At 69.7% G+C, this 16,886-nt stretch carries 13 protein-coding genes; 3 read left to right on the top strand and 10 right to left on the bottom strand.

All coding sequences use genetic code 11. The features are described from left to right. Positions 1-16 precede the first annotated feature (16 nt). Positions 17-625 (top strand): lytic polysaccharide monooxygenase auxiliary activity family 9 protein, encoded by a 609-nt coding sequence (locus tag V1457_RS20025; protein ID WP_338596071.1) that lies wholly within the window; start codon positions 17-19, stop codon positions 623-625. A 139-nt stretch (positions 626-764) separates the two neighbouring features. On the opposite strand, the gene V1457_RS20020 is transcribed toward V1457_RS20025, so the two are convergent. Beyond that, a complete protein-coding gene (locus V1457_RS20020) occupies positions 765-1,079 on the bottom strand; it encodes a hypothetical protein (protein ID WP_338596070.1) in 315 nt (104 codons plus the stop codon). Positions 1,080-1,219: 140 nt separating this feature from the next. On the opposite strand from V1457_RS20020, the gene V1457_RS20015 reads away from it, so the two are divergent. Next, positions 1,220-2,071, top strand: coding sequence for a helix-turn-helix transcriptional regulator (locus tag V1457_RS20015; RefSeq protein ID WP_295141773.1), 852 nt, complete (start codon positions 1,220-1,222; stop codon positions 2,069-2,071). Between the two features lie 13 nt (positions 2,072-2,084). Then, a complete protein-coding gene (locus V1457_RS20010; protein WP_295141770.1) occupies positions 2,085-2,288 on the top strand; it encodes a DUF397 domain-containing protein in 204 nt (67 codons plus the stop codon). A 64-nt stretch (positions 2,289-2,352) separates the two neighbouring features. Here the strand turns inward: V1457_RS20010 and V1457_RS20005 are convergent, their stop codons facing one another. The 9 genes from V1457_RS20005 to V1457_RS19965 form a co-directional block, all read right to left on the bottom strand. Beyond that, positions 2,353-3,552, bottom strand: coding sequence for a macrolide family glycosyltransferase (locus V1457_RS20005; RefSeq protein ID WP_338596069.1), 1,200 nt, complete (start codon positions 3,550-3,552; stop codon positions 2,353-2,355). 257 nt (positions 3,553-3,809) lie between these two features. Then, entirely contained in the window at positions 3,810-5,261 is a 1,452-nt protein-coding gene (locus V1457_RS20000; RefSeq protein ID WP_338596068.1) for a glutamate synthase subunit beta, read from the bottom strand. After that, positions 5,254-9,819 carry a glutamate synthase large subunit gene (gene gltB / locus V1457_RS19995; protein ID WP_338596067.1) on the bottom strand — a complete coding sequence of 1,522 codons (4,566 nt, stop codon included), beginning with the start codon at positions 9,817-9,819 and terminating at the stop codon, positions 5,254-5,256. Before gltB ends, V1457_RS20000 begins: the two co-directional genes overlap by 8 nt. 677 nt (positions 9,820-10,496) lie before the next feature. Continuing rightward, positions 10,497-11,792, bottom strand: a complete 1,296-nt coding sequence (locus V1457_RS19990; RefSeq protein WP_338596066.1) for a glycosyltransferase family 87 protein — start codon at positions 11,790-11,792, stop codon at positions 10,497-10,499. Positions 11,793-12,032: 240 nt separating this feature from the next. After that, positions 12,033-12,500: a cupin domain-containing protein gene (locus tag V1457_RS19985; RefSeq protein WP_200070694.1), complete on the bottom strand. Its 468-nt coding sequence runs from the start codon at positions 12,498-12,500 to the stop codon at positions 12,033-12,035. A gap of 92 nt (positions 12,501-12,592) precedes the next feature. Further along, the gene (locus V1457_RS19980) at positions 12,593-13,648 is read right to left on the bottom strand and encodes an Rrf2 family transcriptional regulator (protein ID WP_338596065.1); all 1,056 of its coding nucleotides are present in this window, start codon (positions 13,646-13,648) and stop codon (positions 12,593-12,595) included. A 328-nt stretch (positions 13,649-13,976) separates the two neighbouring features. Beyond that, a complete protein-coding gene (locus V1457_RS19975; protein ID WP_338596064.1) occupies positions 13,977-15,095 on the bottom strand; it encodes an LLM class flavin-dependent oxidoreductase in 1,119 nt (372 codons plus the stop codon). 120 nt (positions 15,096-15,215) lie between these two features. After that, positions 15,216-15,956, bottom strand: a complete 741-nt coding sequence (locus V1457_RS19970; protein ID WP_338596063.1) for an ABC transporter ATP-binding protein — start codon at positions 15,954-15,956, stop codon at positions 15,216-15,218. Then, positions 15,929-16,786 carry an ABC transporter permease gene (locus V1457_RS19965; protein WP_338596062.1) on the bottom strand — a complete coding sequence of 286 codons (858 nt, stop codon included), beginning with the start codon at positions 16,784-16,786 and terminating at the stop codon, positions 15,929-15,931. The genes V1457_RS19970 and V1457_RS19965 overlap by 28 nt, the downstream gene beginning before the upstream one ends. Positions 16,787-16,886: the final 100 nt, after the last annotated feature.

Here is a 16,886-nt window from a genome sequence, read left to right as displayed (position 1 = left end):
CCCGAAAAGGAGTTGCATGACCACGAAGCGCGCAGCGCGCTCGATCGGACTTTCGCTGCTCGGCCTGAGCACCTTGCTGGCGCCCGCGATCACGACCGGCCTCGCTCAGGCGCACGGTTTCACCGAGAATCCGCCCAGCCGCCAAGCCGTGTGCGCCAACGGTGCAGCGGGTGACTGCGGGCCGATCCAGTGGGAGCCGCAGAGCGTGGAAGGCCCCGGGAACTTCCCGCAGCAAGGCCCGGCGGACGGGCATTTGTGCAGCGCGGACAACCCGACGTTCGGGCAGCTCGACGACCCGCGCGGCGGCGACTGGCCCGCCACGAACCTCGAGCCCGGGCAGAACGTCCAGTTCCACTGGAAGAACACCGCATCGCACCCCACCGAGTCGTACCGCTACTTCATCACCAAGGACGACTGGGATCCGAACAAGCCGTTGACCAGGGATCAGCTTGAGCCTGCCCCGTTCGCCACGGTGGACTACGGCGGCAAGACACCCGGCGACACCGAGGTCCACGACGTCCGGCTGCCCGCTGGCAAACACGGCAAGCACATGATCTTCGCAGCGTGGGAGATCGCCGACACCGACAACGCCTTCTACAGCTGCTCCGATGTGAACCTCGGCTGACCGGCGCCGGACGGCCGTGATTTGCACCGAATCCGGGGCAGCGGCCGATGCCCCGGATTCGGAACCCATTCCCAGAAAAATCTGGCCCGCCCTGGTTTCGGGTTTTCCAGCTGGAAGTTCGCAAATGTTCCCGCGCCCGCTACCGCGCCCCATCACCTGCCGATGCAACTGCGGTCTCCACCCAGATCAAATGCATCTTGCGGCGGCGCCCCAGGCGCGCGCAGGCGGCTTCGACGGAACGGAAACGCACCCGTGCATCGTCCACGGTACTGATCACCTCCGCGCAGTCGTCGAAGGCCAAACCCCAGTAGCGCACGTACCCGTCTTCGCGCACACCTTCCTCTTCGCACAACGCGAACGCCCTCGGCGCGTCGAACGCCACCACCTCACGCAACTCCCGCTGAAACTCCGCATCCGACGGCGCCGCCAGGATTCCCGACAGATCCACGTTCATGACTCCTCCACCCATGCCTCTACACTGACCGCTAACACGTTACTGGCTAACCGTTAGCTGCCCTAGATCACGATCGGGTGATCACTTCGGGGTAAGCCGAGGCGACAGGCACACTGGGGCGCGCGAGGAGGTTGGTTGCAGTGAGAAGCGATCCCGCGTCAACGCGTCGACGCATCGGAGCGGCCCTGCGGCAGTTCCGAAACGAGGCTGGGAAGACAGCCGAGCAGGCAGCCGAGGAGCTCGGGTGCTCACGCGGCAAGGTAAGCCAAATGGAAGCGGGCATGTACCGCCTCCAACACCGCGACGTGCGGGATCTGTTGCGCTTCTACCGGGTTCCCGAGACCGAGGTCGAAAACCTGGTAGCGCAGGCGAAGAGCTCGGCGGAACCGAGTTGGTGGGAACCGTACGCCGACATCGTCGAGGACTGGTTCGCCTTCTTCCTCGGTTCCGAAGGGGAAGCTGCCCGGGAGTTCAACTACGAACAACTCGTCATACCGGGACTTTTGCAGACCAGGGACTACGCCGAAGCTCTTACCGAGGCCAGTCGCAGCGTCGCTGCCCAGGACCGCCGAGCCGTCGCCGAGCTCCGCCTGGAGCGGCAGCGGCGGCTGCACGACTCGGCTCCGCTGCGACTTGACGCCGTTATCGAGGAGTCCGCGTTGCGCCGTCCGGTCGGCGGCGTAGAGATCCTGCGTGGCCAGCTCGCGCACCTCGTGAAGGTGGCCACCTTGCCGCATGTGCGCATCCAAGTGCTGCCGACTTCGGCAGGTGCCCACAGCGGCATGGATGGGAAGTTCATCGTTCTCGAATTCGCAAGCTTCAGCCCAGGCGTTTTCCTGGAGGGGCATCCGGTGCTGGGTGCGCGCTACGACGTCGGAGACCCACTGCTGGCGGAGACCTACCTCGCAGTTGCGAAAAGTCTTCGCAACGAGGCCCTGTCTGAGGAAGACTCACGGGAGTTCATCGAAGCAGTACTCACCGAACTCCCGTGACGAGGAGCAAGTCGTGGATCCGTTAAAAATCGACTGGAAGCGGTCGTCGCGGAGCATGAACCAGGGTGCGTGCGTCGAGGTGGCGGCGTTGCCCAGCGCAGTCCTCGCACGAGACTCGAAGGACCCGCACGGCCCGATCCTGCGCTTCGACCGGCGCCGCTGGACGAGCTTCCTGACCCACCTGGCGGCCGCGGAGCAACCCGCTCGTTCGGAGTGAGCGGACCGTTCGTCCGGCTAGATTGGACGAACGGTCCGTTCACTCCTGGAAAAACCTCAGTGGATCAGCCGCCGAGGTGCGCCTCCAAGGCGTCGACGCCCGCCGGGGCGCCGCCGGAGTTGCGGACGGCCTCGGACATCTTGTGCACGGCGGCGCGGATCTCGGAGGACTCGGCGACTTCCTGCACCGCATCGCGCAGCTGCGCGGCGGTGATCTCGTCGGAGTCCAGGTACCGCCCGAGTTCGAGTTCCTCCAGCCGCCGCGCGTTGGCCTGCTGCTCCTGCATCTGCGGCACCGCGATCGGCGGCACCCCGTAGTAGAGCGCCTCCATCGTCGAGTTCATGCCGGAATGCGTGAGGAACGCGCTGGCGTGCCGCAGCACCGCGGGCTGCGGGAAGCTCGGGCGGACCTCGAAGTCGTCCGGGATCTCGCCGAGTTCGGCGGGCTCGACGACGTTGCCGATGGACATCGCGACCTGCCAGCCGCTGTCCCGGAACGCCTCGATGCAGGTGCGGAAGAAGTCCGCGCGCTGGTTGAAGATCGTGCCCAGCGAGATGAACAGCAGCGGCTTCCCGGAGTCCGCGGGCCGCCAGTCCGACTCCGCGCGCCCGCCGACCGACGGGCCGATGAACCGGAACCGATCGTCGAAGGTCTCCACCGCGATCTGGAACTCCGCGGGCAGGAACACCAGGTTCAACGAGGACGGGATGGTCTGCCCGAACCCGCCGGATTCGGTGGTCACCCCGAACTCGGTCTTGATCTCCGCCAGCCGCGCCTTGAAGTCCTGGAACACCGGGTGTTCCTCGTGGTCGAACGCATCGGCCGAGTGCTCCCGCAGCAGGTCGCGGAACGAGAAGCGCTCGTTGCCCGCGAAGTGCGGGACCAGCGCCACGTCCGGCACGCCCAGCTTCTCGGCCAGCATCGGCCCGGAGATCTCGCCGTCGTCGAAGCACACCGCGTCCGGCGGATCCTGCTGGAAGTGCTCGAGCAGCACGGGGAAGTTCTCCCGCAGGTCGGCGAGCCGGTGCTGCATGAACGGCGCCATCGCTTCCGGGTCGAACGTGCCGCCGAAGTTCGAGGGCAGCTTTGGCATCTCGCTGCCGGTGGGCACCGCGGTCGCGCCCGCCGCCTCGACCACCGGGGCGAACGCGGCGCCGACGCCGTAGCTGACCCGGTGGCCCCGCCGGACCAGCTCTTCAACGATCGGCAATGTGGGGTTGACGTGACCGTGCGCGGGCATGCTGACGAACGCGAAGTGCTTCATTTTCCCCTCAGAGCGAGTGAGTGCGCGGGCCGGCGGATGCCTGCCCGCCGCGCGGCCACCGGCGCTGGCGCCCGCACCTCCATGGTCGCGCAACAGCCGCCACCAATAAAGGTGTTTCTCGCAACTAAATGACTGGGCGACAGGCCGCCGCAAACCCGTCACCAGCCAAAAAGGCGCCACCGGGACCGCTCTGGTCCCGGTGGCGCCCAGGTGGATCACCGCCCCCGCGCCGAGCTGGCCAGCGCGGAGGCGGTGGCTCAGGTCAGCGGACGATCCGTCGGTGCGATCGGCGCGGGCAGCACGTCCCGGCCGGTCAGGTAGCGGTCCGCCCCGGCGGCCGCGGAACGGCCCTCCGAGATCGCCCACACGATCAGCGACTGCCCGCGGCCCATGTCGCCCGCGGTGAAGACCCCGTCCACGGAGGTCATGAAGTTCTCGTCGCGCGCGACGTTGCCGCGCTCGTCGAGATCCACCCCGAGCTCGTCGAGCAGGCCCTCCTTCTCCGGGCCGACGAAGCCCATCGCCAGGAACGCCAGCTGGCAGGGAATCTCCCGCTCGCTGCCCTCGACGGGCACGAACTTCCCGTCCTCGCGGCGCACCTCGACCAGCCGCAGCGCGCGCAGCTCGCCGTTCTCGTCACCCAGGAACTCCTGGGTGTTGACCGAGAACAGCCGCTCGCCGCCCTCCTCGTGCGCCGAGGAGACCCGGTAGATCATCGGGTAGGTCGGCCAGGGCTGAGCGTCCGGCCGCGTGGACGGCGGCGTCGGCATGATCTCCAGCTGGGTGACCGACCGCGCGCCCTGCCGGTGCGCGGTGCCGACGCAGTCCGCGCCGGTGTCACCGCCGCCGATGACCACGACGTCCTTGCCCGCGGCGTCGATCGGCGAGGTCGCCAGATCGCCTTCCTGCACCTTGTTCGACAGCGGCAGGTACTCCATCGCCTGGTGCACGCCACGCACCTCGCGGCCGGTGATCGGCAGGTCGCGGGCGGCGGTGGAGCCTCCCGCCAGCACGACGGAGTCGTAATCGGACTTCAACTGCTGCACGGTCACGTCCACGCCGACGTTGACGCCGGTGCGGAATTCCGTGCCCTCGGCCCGCATCTGCCCGAGCCGCCGGTCCAGCCGGTGCTTCTCCATCTTGAACTCGGGGATGCCGTAGCGCAGCAACCCGCCGAGGCGATCGGCCCGCTCGAAGACCACCACGTCGTGCCCGGTGCGGGTCAGCTGCTGCGCGGCGGCCAGCCCGGACGGGCCGGAGCCGATCACCGCGACCTTCTTGCCGGTCTTGGCCGCGGGCGGCTGCGGGGTGACCCAGCCTTCGTCCCACGCCTTGTCGATGATCTCGATCTCGACCTGCTTGATGGTGACCGGATCGGAGTTGATGCCCACCACGCACGCCGCCTCGCACGGCGCCGGGCACAACGTCCCGGTGAACTCCGGGAAGTTGTTCGTGGCGTGCAGCCGCTGGATCGCGTCGGCCCAGTCGCCGCGCCAGGTCAGGTCGTTCCACTCCGGGATGAGGTTGCCCAGCGGACAGCCCTGGTGGCAGAACGGGATGCCGCAGTCCATGCAGCGCCCGGCCTGCTTCTGCACGTTGTCCTGCTCGAACTCGAGGTAGACCTCGCGCCAGTCCTTGATCCGGATGTCCACCGGCCTGCGCTGCGGCGTCTGGCGCTCGGTGGTGAGAAAGCCCTTCGGGTCAGCCATGAGCCGCCTCCATGATCGCGTCGTTGACGTCGCGCCCATCGCGTTCGGCGGCGCTCTGGGCTTCCAGCACCCGCTTGAAATCGCGCGGCATGACCTTGCCGAACCGGCGCAGCGCCAGGTCCCAGTCCGCCAGCAGCTCAGCGGCGACCTGCGATGCGGTCTGCTCGAAGTGCCTGCGCACCCGGTCGTGCAGGAACTCGGCGTCGGTGTCGTCGAGCGGGTCGAGGTCGACCATCTCCGGGTTGACCCGGTCGGCGCGCAGGTCCAGCACGTAGGCGATGCCGCCGGACATGCCCGCCGCGAAGTTGCGGCCGGTGTCGCCGAGGATCACCGCGCGCCCGCCGGTCATGTACTCGCAGCCGTGATCGCCGACGCCTTCGACGACGGCCACCGCGCCGGAGTTGCGCACGCAGAACCGCTCCCCGACCACGCCGCGCACGAACAGCTCACCGCCGGTCGCGCCGTAGAGCAGCACGTTGCCCGCGATGACGTTGTCCTCGGCGGTGTAGGAGGCGTTCTGCGGCGGGCGCACCACGATCCGCCCGCCGGACAGGCCCTTGCCGACGTAGTCGTTGCCGTCACCGAGCAGCCGCAGCGTGATGCCGCGCGGCACGAACGCGCCGAAGCTCTGCCCCGCCGAGCCGGTGAACGTCACGTCGATCGTGTCGTCCGGCAGCCCCGCACCGCCCCAATGCTTGGTCAGCTCGTGGCCGAGCATGGTCCCGACGGTGCGGTTGACGTTGCGCACCGGCAGTTCCAGGCGCACCGGAGAACCCTCCTTCAAGGCGCCCTCGCTGAGCTGGATCAGCGTGTTGTCCAGCGCCTTGTCCAGGCCGTGGTCCTGGGTGGTGGTGTTGTGCAGCGGCTTGCCCGCGGGCAGCTCCGGCACGTGGGTGATCGCCGAAAGATCCAGGTCGGCGGTCTTCCAGTGCCGCACCGCCTCGTCGGTGTCGAGCAGCTCGGCGTGCCCGATCGCCTCCTCGATGGAGCGGAAGCCCAGCTGCGCCAGGTATTCCCGGACCTCCTCGGCGATGAACTGGAAGAAGTTCACCACGTAGTCGGCCTTGCCGTTGAACTTCGCGCGCAGCTCCGGGTTCTGCGTGGCCACGCCCACCGGGCAGGTGTCGAGGTGGCAGACCCGCATCATGATGCAACCGGACACGACCAGCGGGGCGGTGGCGAAGCCGAACTCCTCCGCGCCCAGCAGCGCCGCGATCAGCACGTCCCGGCCGGTCTTGAGCTGGCCGTCGGTCTGCACCACGATCCGGTCGCGCAGGTCGTTGGTCAGCAGCGTCTGCTGCGTCTCGGCCAGGCCCAGCTCCCAGGGACCGCCCGCGTGCTTGATCGACGACAGCGGCGAGGCACCGGTGCCGCCGTCGTGCCCGGAGATGAGCACCACGTCGGCGTGCGCCTTCGACACCCCGGCCGCGACCGTGCCGACGCCGACCTCGCTGACCAGCTTCACGTGGATGCGAGCGGCCGGGTTGGCGTTCTTCAGGTCGTGGATGAGCTGCGCCAGGTCCTCGATCGAGTAGATGTCGTGGTGCGGCGGCGGGGAGATCAGCCCGACGCCCGGCGTGGAGTGCCGGGTCTTGCCGATCCACGGGTAGACCTTGTGGCCGGGCAGCTGGCCGCCCTCACCGGGCTTGGCACCTTGCGCCATCTTGATCTGGATGTCGTCGGAGTTGACCAGGTATTCGCTGGTCACGCCGAACCGGCCGGAGGCGACCTGCTTGATCGCCGAACGCCGCGAGTCGCCATCCGCGTCGGCGGTGAACCGATCGGCGTCCTCGCCGCCCTCACCGGTGTTCGACTTGCCGCCGAGGCGGTTCATCGCGATGGCCAGCGTCTCGTGCATCTCCTGCGAGATGGAGCCGTAGGAGATCGCGCCGGTGGCGAACCGCTTGACGATCTCCGAGACCGGCTCGACCTCCTCGACCGGCACCGGCTCGCGGACGCCCTCGCGGAACTTGAACAGCCCGCGCAGCGTCATCAGGTCCCGCGACTGGTCGTCGACGGACTTGGTGTACTCCTTGAAGATCTCGTAGCGCCCGGCCCGCGTGGAGTGCTGCAGCTTGAACACGGTGCGCGGGTTGAACAGGTGCGGATCGCCCTCGCGCCGCCACTGGTACTCGCCGCCCACGTGCAGATCCCGGTGCGGGGCCTGCACGCCGTCGGCCGGGTACGCCTTGCGGTGCCGCTCGGCGACCTCGGTGGCCAGCCCGTCGAAACCGACTCCGCCGAGCCGCGAAGTGGTGCCCGCGAAGCAGCGCTCGACGACCTCTTCGCCGAGCCCGATCGCCTCGAAGATCTGCGCGCCGGTGTAGGAGGCCACCGTGGAGACCCCCATCTTGGACATGGTCTTGCGCACGCCCTTGCCCAGCGCCTTGATCAGGTTCGCGGTGGCCTGGTGGGTTTCAAGGCCCTGGAGCACGCCGTTGTGCACCAGGTCCTCGACACTGGCCATCGCCAGGTACGGGTTGACCGCGGCCGCGCCGTAGCCGATCAGCAGCGCCACGTGGTGCACCTCGCGCACGTCGCCGGCTTCGACGACCAGGCCGACCTGGGTGCGGTTCTTCTCCCGCACCAGGTGGTGGTGCACCGCGCCGGTGACCAGCAGCGAGGGGATCGGGGCGTGCTCGGCGTCGGCGGTGCGGTCGGACAGCACCAGCACGTGCGCGCCGTCGGCGACGGCGGCCGAGACCTCTTCGCAGATCTCGTCCAGGCGCTGCCGCAGCGCCTGCCCGCCACCGCCGACCTCGAAGGTGCTGCGGATGATCGCGGGCTTGAGCCCCGGGCGGTCGCCGTCGTCGTCGATGTGCACGATCTTGGCGAGCTGGTCGTTGTCCAGCACCGGGAACGGCAGCACCAGCTGCTTGCAGGCGTCCGGGTCGTGGTCGAGCAGGTTGTGCTCCGGGCCGACGTGGGTGGCCAGCGAAGTCACCAGCTCTTCCCGGATCGCGTCCAGCGGCGGGTTCGTGACCTGCGCGAACAGCTGGGTGAAGTAGTCGAACAGGTGCCGCGGGCGCTTCGAGAACGCCGCGAACGGCACGTCGTTGCCCATCGAGCCGATCGGCTCGGCGCCACCGGCGGCCATCGGCCGCAGCAGCACGCCGAGCTCTTCCTCGGTGTAGCCGAAGACCTGCTGGCGATGCACCAGCGAGGCGTGCGAGGGCACTTCCCGGTCGCGTTCCGGCAGGTCGCCCAGGTGCACCACACCGGAGTCCAGCCACTCCTGGTAAGGGTGCTCGGCGGCGAGGCCGCCCTTGATCTCGTCGTCGTCGACGATCCGGCCCGCGCCGGTGTCCACCAGGAACATCCGGCCCGGCTGCAACCGGCCCTTGCGCACCACCCGCGCCGGGTCCAGCTCCAGCACGCCGACCTCGCTGGCCAGCACGACCATGCCGTCGTCGGTGACCCAGTAGCGCCCAGGGCGCAGGCCGTTGCGGTCGAGCACCGCGCCGATCTGGGTGCCGTCGGTGAACGCCACCAGCGCCGGGCCGTCCCACGGCTCCATCAGGTAGTTGTGGAACTCGTAGAAGGCGCGCCGCTGCGGATCCATCTCGGCGTGGTTCTCCCACGCCTCCGGGATCATCATCAGCACCGAGTGCGGCAGGCTCCGCCCGCCCAGGTGCAGCAGTTCCAGCACCTCGTCGAACGTCGCGGAGTCGCTGCCGTCCGGCGTGGCGATGGGGTAAAGCCGCTTGAGGTCGCCGGGGATGAGGTCGGTCGCGAGCATGCTCTCGCGGGTCCGCATCCAGTTCCGGTTGCCCTTCATCGTGTTGATCTCGCCGTTGTGCGCGATGAACCGGTACGGGTGCGCCAGCGGCCACGACGGGAACGTGTTCGTGGAGAACCGCGAGTGCACCAGGCCGATGGCGCTGGCGAACCGCTCGTCGCGCAGGTCCGGGTAGAACGCGTCGAGCTGGGTCTCGCTGAGCATCCCCTTGTAGACGAAGGTGCGCGCGGACAGGCTCGGGAAGTACACCTTCGCCTCGTGCTCGGCGCGCTTGCGCACGCAGAACGCGCGGCGCTCGAACTGCAGCGCCGACTCCTGCCCGGCACCGTCGCGGCCGTGCCCGAGGAACAACTGCCGGAAGCCCGGCATCACCTCGCGCGCCGAGCGGCCCGCGTTGTCCGGCACCACCGGAACGTCGCGCCAGCCGAGCAGGGCGAGCCCTTCCTCGGCCACGATCCGCTCGATGGTCTCGACGGCAGCGGCGGCTCCGGCCTCGTCGGCGGGCAGGAACGCGGTCCCGGCCGCGTAGCCGCCCGCCGCGGGCAGCTCGAAAGGCACGACGGCGCGGAAGAACTCGTCCGGGACCTGCGTCAGCAGGCCGACGCCGTCCCCGGTTTCCGGGTCGGCGCCCTTGGCACCTCGGTGCTCGAGGTTGCGCAGCGCGGTGAGCGCGTTGTCCACGAGGGCATGGCTGCGCCGCCCGTGCATGTCGGCCACGAACGCCACACCGCAGGCGTCGTGGTCGTGGGCGGGGTCGTAAAGGCCCTGCCCGGTGGCGCGGCGCTGCGCCTCGTTTCTCAGATACTGGGAATCCGGCATCGATCCTCCCGTCGCCAGGCCACGGACACGCGGGAGGTGTGGTCACTCGCCAGCGGGCCCGCGAAAACCTTCGGGCACTGACAAAAGGATGCGCCGTTGCAACCGCTGGTCAGTTTTCGGCACTGTACAGACCGATGCGGTGGAAAGCTACGGCGCAGTAACGCAGGTGAATGTCACATTCCGGCCGCGCGCTCGGCGCAGCCGCCTGCCGGGACCGGTCCCGCCGCAGGTCAAGACCGCCGCTGCGAACGCGCGCCACCTCCGGTCACCGGCGCCGCACAGCTCGCCACCCAGCGTTCATCCGCGCTGCGCAGCGGCGCTGGCTCGGTCCAGCGGGAGCATTACGTGACCTAGCGCACACCGGAGTGACCCTTGCCTTAGCGCAGACCCGTCGGACGATCCCTTTTGGACTCCGCGGAAGTACGCTCGTGCCACCGAAATTCATCCGGATGCCGCAGTCGGAGTGGTCGGGTTCGCCCGCACAGTCCCAAACCGGACTTACTAGCAGCACGGCCGGGCGCCGTCCCTGCTGGTACAGACCACCATCGGCCAGCAACTCGGCCGTTTCGAGTCCACAAAGGACATGCAGCATCCACGCCGCTCGCACCGGTCGAGCGATCCGCTCACGCGGGCCGGGATTCGCCGCGGAAACGATCGGGCGGTGCCGGGACAATGGTTCAGCGAACTGCGGCCGTGGTCTCGGCGAGGAAGCGCGGAGATCGCCGTCGCCGCCGGAGATCACGCTCCAGCAGCAACAGCATTGCGATTCCGAGCAGCAGATAGGAATTGCCGACCACGTGCTGTATCGCATTCCAGTCCCCGGCGGCGGGCAGCATCCGGAACGGCGCGATGTGCGCGGCGACCACGATGGCCGCGCCGGACACCGCCCACCCGATGCTGCGCCTGCGCACCGCCGTCGCCAGCGCCACCAGCACTCCGGGCGCCGCCCAGACCCAGTGGTCCGACCAGGACGTGGGCGAGATCAGCAACGCCAGCAGACCGTTGGCCAGCAACGCCTGCGGCGCCTCCGCCGTGCGCAGCACCCGCGCGGTCACCACGAGCAACGCCAGCGCCAGCACCGCCCAGACCGCGTAGCGCACGCCGGTCGGCAGTTCCAGCCGCGCCAATTCCCCCATGATCGATTGATTGGTGTGGTACGCGGAGCCGCTCACCCCGGCCGCCGGACCGCGCCCGAACCAGTAGTCCATCGAGGCCGGAAAGCTCACCAGGAACCCGCAAGCCGTCCCGGCCGCGGCCGTGACCGCTGCGACCACCGCCGCCCGGAAATCCCGGCGAAACAAGAAGAACAGCACGAACGCCGCAGGAGTCAGCTTGATCGCGGCCGCGAGGCCCACCAGCAGCCCGCGCGGCCAGCGCGGCCGCGCGGTGAGGCAATCCGCGGCCACCAGCCCCATCAGCAGGATGTTCACCTGACCCAGGCCGAACGAGGCGTAAACCGGCTCGAGCAGCAACGTGCCCGCCAACCCCAGCGAAGCCGCCGCGGCCGCTCCGCTCCGGCCCGCGACCGGCCACATGCTGCGGACCGCGAGGTAGAGCACGCCGCCGAGCGCCGCCAGATCGGTCAGGTACAGCAACCACAAGCCGGGCACGAACGGCAGCACCGACGGAACCGCCAGCGGTAACAGCGCGAACGGCGGATACACCCAGGGCAACGGGCGGTCGGCGCTGGTCATCGCGGCGCCTTGGCTCGGGTCGCCACCGCCGAGCCAGGTGCGCACGGCCCACCGGTAGACCTGGTAGTCCACTCCGGCGCCGTGTCCGGTCCCGGCCAGGTGCAGCAGGAACATGCACGCCATCGCGGCGACCACGGCGACCGCCCCGGACGCGAGGACCGCTCGCGGCCGCGCGAGCACCAGCACGAGAACGCGGTCCCGCAGCCGCCGCGCGCCCGCGACCGGGCCGGCGGGGCGAGAGGGCTCGGACGGTGCGGGTTTCAACAGCGGGGTGGCCAACGAGATCCTTTCTTCACGCGGCCACCGGCATCGGCTGCTCGATCCCCGACGAGGAGCACGGCCGCAAGGTGCACCCTGCGCAGGCGCAGCACTCTATCCGACGGTTCGAGCGATCCCGCCGCCGACCCGACTCGTCCTTTTCGGACATTTCGGAAAATTAACGCTCCGGCGCGGAAATCTCGGGAAGCCCGCGAGAGCGGTGTCCGCCGCCGGCACCACCCAGCTCGTGCGAACGGAGCCTCAGAGCGGGTAGAGCCCGGGGAGGTTCACCACGATGGCTTCCTGGGTGCTGCGGGAGATCACCACGACCGCCTCCTCGTCGGGATCCGGATTCTCCTCCCGGTGCGGCACGTACGGCGGGACGAAGATGTAGTCGCCGGGCTCGGTCTTGATGCGCACCTCGCCGGTGCCGTCGTGGAAGACGAACTCGGGATGCCCGTCGGCGACGTAGATCGAGGTCTCCGACTCGCCGTGGTGGTGATCGGCGGAGGCGGTGTCCGGGGCGACGTGGGTCTGGCCGGTCCAGATCTTCTCGGAACCCACCGACTCGCCGCTGATCGCGGCCAGCCGCTTCATGCCCTCGGTCTGCGCGGTGCCCTCGTCGAGGTCGGCGCCGCGCACGTGGTGCAGCCGGGAACGCAGCGACTTGCGCTGCTCGGGGTCGACCTCGGAGGTCAGGTCTGGGTGGAAGGCGTCGTGCTCGGTCATGGTCGCCGCTCCGGTCGTCTTGGGTGTTGCCAGCTGTCGGTGCCGGTCGTTCCGGCTCGTCCGCGTCGGTCGTCGGCGCGCCCGAGGATCGCTCATGCCGCGGCCGGCTGCGCGAGTTCGGCGACGCTGACCCGCGTCATGAACTCCGCCACCGTCCGCCCGAGCTGCTCCCACACCTCCGCGTGCGGGCCGTCTTCGTGGTGCGAGACCACTTCGCCCTCCACCGCGCGCACCACCTCGGCCAGCGTGATCTGCGCGGCAGGCCGGGCCAGCCAGTAACCGCCCTCGCAGCCGCGCCTGCTGCGCACCAGGCCGCCGCGGCGCAGCTCGACCATCAGGTTCACCAGCGAGTTCAGCGGAATGCCCTGGCTGCGGGCCATCGCCTCGCAGGTCTGCTGCTGCGGGCCGCGCGCCAGCTCGGTCAGCACCCGCAGCGAGTAGTCCACCCGCGCGGACACGTGCACCGGCGCGGCCCGGCGCGCGCGGGTGTTCCTGGCCGCGGGAACTTCGGGCAGCAGCACCGCGCCCTTGGCGATCTCTTCGCAGAACAGCACGATCCGCGCCGCGGCACTGCGGTGCGCCTTGTCGTTGAGGATGTCGTGCACGCCGTCCTTGAACGCGGCAACGGTCGCCTGCGAGTGTGCGGCGCCCAGCCGCGTCACCGGGTCGACGGGAGCGATCGGGTCGGACTCGCCGTGCAGCAGCAGCACCGGGATCTCCGGCAGCCGTTGCGGTGGTTCGCCGGTGGATCCGGTCAGCGCTCCCCATTCGAAATCCGGGTCGGCGCCGAGGTGTTCGCGATGGATCGGGCACGACGTGCGGGCGGCGATCTCGTCCTCCCGCCCGGCCGGTGGCTCCGCGGCGGCCAGCGGCGTTCCCGCCAGCACCAGCGCGTCTACCGGCTCGGCCAGCGCCGCCTCCCACGCCAGCAGCGCGCCGGTGTCCGAGCCCGCGAGCACGCGGGCGGCGTCGCCCGCACCGGCGAACCAGCTCTCCGGGGAGGCTTCGCGGTCCGGCGCCACGACGGTGTAGCCGTCGGCGGCCAGCCGCCGCCCGAGCCGCTCGTACACGCCGGGGTGCTCGCCCCGCCCGTGCAGCACGACGACATGCCCCCGCGAAGCGCTCTCCGGCGCCCAGGTGCGCGTCATGACCCCTCCATTCCTTTCCCCCGGCATGATCCCCCGCCGCACTCCCACTCCGCCCGCACCCCGGAGTGAACGGACCGTTTGACCAATCTATTGGGACCAGCGGGCCGTTCACTCCCCCATGAGCACCCGGATCGAGTGGCGCTCCCACGTGTCGCCTGATCGCTGATCGCCGAGCGAACGGACCGTTTGACCAATCTATTGGGACCAGCGGGCCGTTCACTCCCCCATGAGCACCCGGATCGAGTGGCGCTCCCACGTGTCGCCTGATCGCTGATCGCCGAGCGAACGGACCGTTTGACCAATCTATTGGGACCAGCGGGCCGTTCACTCAGGAAATCGCGGGTGCGGGGTTCGCCGCGCGGCGGGCGACGGTTTCGCGCACTCGCGGGAGGAGTTCGCGGCCGTAGTCGATGGCGTCGTCCAGCGGGTCGTAGCCGCGGATCAGCAGCGTGCTCACCCCGATGTCGACGTAGTCGGCCAGCGCCTCGGCCACCGTCTCGGCGGTGCCCACCAGCGCGGTGGAGTTCCCCGCCGCGTTCGTCGCGCGCGACGTGGGAGTCCACAGTGCACGGTCGTGCAGGTCTCCGCCCGCCGCGGCGGCGAGCAATCGCTGCGATCCGACGTTGGCGACCCCGGCGGAATTGCCGAGCGTCTTCGGCCCGGTGAACGAGCCGAATCCGCCGCGAGCCGCGTGGATCCGGTCCAGGATCCGGTGCGCCCGTTGCCACGCGAGTTCTTCGGTGGCACCGAGGATCGGCCGGAACGAGACGCTGATGCCCGGGAGGTCGCAGCGCCCGGCGGCCTTCGCGGCAGCCCGCACCGACGCGATCTGCTCGGCGGTCTCGGCCAGCGGCTCGCCCCACAGCGCGAACACGTCGGCGTGCTTGCCGCCGACCCGGTACGCCGCCTGCGACGATCCGCCGAAATACAGCGGAATCCGGGGCTGCTGCACCGGTTTCACCCGGGTCTCGAATCCCTCGAACCGGTAATGCTCGCCCACGTGGTCGATCGGGCCCGGCTCGGTCCAAGCCCGTTTGAGCACTTCGAGGTATTCGTCGGTTCGCGCGTAGCGCTCGTCCTTGCCGAGGTAGTCGCCGTCGCGCCGCTGCTCGGCGTCGCTGCCGCCGCTGATGACGTGCACCGCGATCCGCCCGCGCGCCAACGTGTCCAGTGTGGAGAACGTTCGCGCGGCCAGCGTCGGCGCGACGAAACCCGGCCGGTGCGCGACCAGGAAACCGAGTCGTTCGGTGTGCGCGGCCACGTGCGCGGCGAGCTGCGTGCCGTCCGGCGAACCCGAACCGTGTCCGATGAGGACGCGGTCGAACCCGCCGTCCTCGTGCGCGCGGGCGAACCGGCGCAGGAACTCCGGGTCGATCGCCGGGCCGCCGGCCGGATGGATCTCCGAGACGTGCTGCGCCCCGATCATGCCGACGATCTCGACCGACATGTCACCACTTCCTTCACGAATGTGCGTTGCGTTGCCGGAAAAGCTCACCGGTCCGGTTTCGGCTCAGGACCGCGCGTGCCGGAGCCGCGAACGGCCCGCAGCCCCTTCACAACGAAGTCCTCAGTGGACACCGAGCCAGGACAGCAGTTCCGCGCGCTGGGCCACGAAACCCGGCGCGGAAACGTCCCGCGGCCGTTCGTGCTCGACGAGCTGGTCGTGCGCGATGCCGCCGTCGCGCAGCACCAGCACTCGATCGGCCAGCAGCAGCGCCTCTTCGACGTCGTGGGTAACCAGCAGGATCGCGCAGCCGTGGCGCTGCCAGAGCTCGCCGACCAGGTTCTGCACCTTGATCCGGGTCAGCGCGTCGAGCGCGGAGAACGGCTCGTCCAGCAGCAACAGGTCCGGTTCCCGCACCAGCGCCCGCGCCAGCGAGGCGCGCTGCGCCTCACCGCCCGAGAGCACCTTGGGCCACACGTCGACCCGATGTCCCAGGCCGACCTCCTCCAGCGCCTGGATCGCCTTCGCCCGGTCCGGACGCCCGTCCAGGCCCAGGACCACGTTGCGCCACACCCGTTTCCACGGCATCAGCCGCGGGGACTGGAACGCCACCGCACGGCGCCGCGCGACCTGCACGTCCCCGCCGATCTCGCGGTCCAGGTCGGCCAGGATGCGCAGCAGCGTGCTCTTTCCGCAGCCGCTGGGGCCGAGCAGGGCAACGAACTGGCCCGGCCGGATGTCCAAGTCGAGTCCATTGAGGACGGTGTGCTCGTCGAAGCTCTTGGTGAGTCCGCGCACCGACGCGGGCAGCGCCGTCGTCTCGGGCGCGCGCTCGGCTACGCTCCGCGGAAGGCCGGTCGCCATGCCAGAACAGTCCTTTCCAGAAGTCGCACGATGAAATCGGCCACCAGGCCGAGCAGGGCGTAGAGCACCAGGCAGACCACGATCACGTCGGTCTGGAAGAACTCGCGCGCCATGTTCATCTCGTAGCCGATGCCCGCGGTGGCGTTGATCGTTTCGCCGAACACCAGCGCCAGCCACGCCGAACCGAGCGAGTACCGCAGGCCCACCAGGGCGTTGGGCATCGCCGCGGGCAGGATCACGTGGCGCACCTGGGCAAACCGGCCGAGCCCGAGCGTCCTGGACGCCTCCACCAGGCCGGCGTCGACGTTGCGGATGCCGCCGTAGATGTTCATGTACAGCGGGAAGGTCACTGCCAGCGCGATCAGGATGATCTTGGGTTCCTCGCCGATGCCGAACCAGATGATCAGCAGCGGGATCAGTCCGATCACCGGAACCGTGCGCAGCATCTGCATCGGCGCGTCGATCAGGTCCTCACCCCGGCGGAACAACCCCGACAGGGTCGCCAGCACCACGGCTGCGACCAGCCCGCACACGAGTCCGGCACCGACGCGTTGCACCGAGGTCAGCACGGCCGACTGGATCCGGCCCTCCTCCCACAGCTCGCCCGCGGTGGCCAGCACCGTGGCCGGGGAGGCCAGCGTGTCCTCGTCGAGCAGGCCGGTACCGCTGAGCACCTGCCACAGCACGATCAGCCCGACGGGACTGAAGGTTTTGAACAACCAGCGAGGAATCCGCGGGCGGTTCCTGGCTTTGCAGTTCCGGACGTTGGTGACCGCGATGGCATCCGGGTCGGCCCGGGCGCCGTTCAGGGCATGATCGGGCAGAGTCATCAGCACGCTCCGCTGGACAGCACGGCGTGCACCGCGCGCGGGTGCCGCCGGGAGGAATCAGGAGGAAGGCGTCGGCCTCGACCGCGGTCGCCCGCGGGAG

Origin of the sequence: Saccharopolyspora sp. SCSIO 74807 (assembly GCF_037023755.1) — a bacterium.
Lineage (GTDB): Bacteria > Actinomycetota > Actinomycetes > Mycobacteriales > Pseudonocardiaceae > Saccharopolyspora_C > Saccharopolyspora_C galaxeae.
Note: the sequence above shows the minus strand (reverse complement) of the source record. Positions and strands in the feature narration are given on the sequence as shown.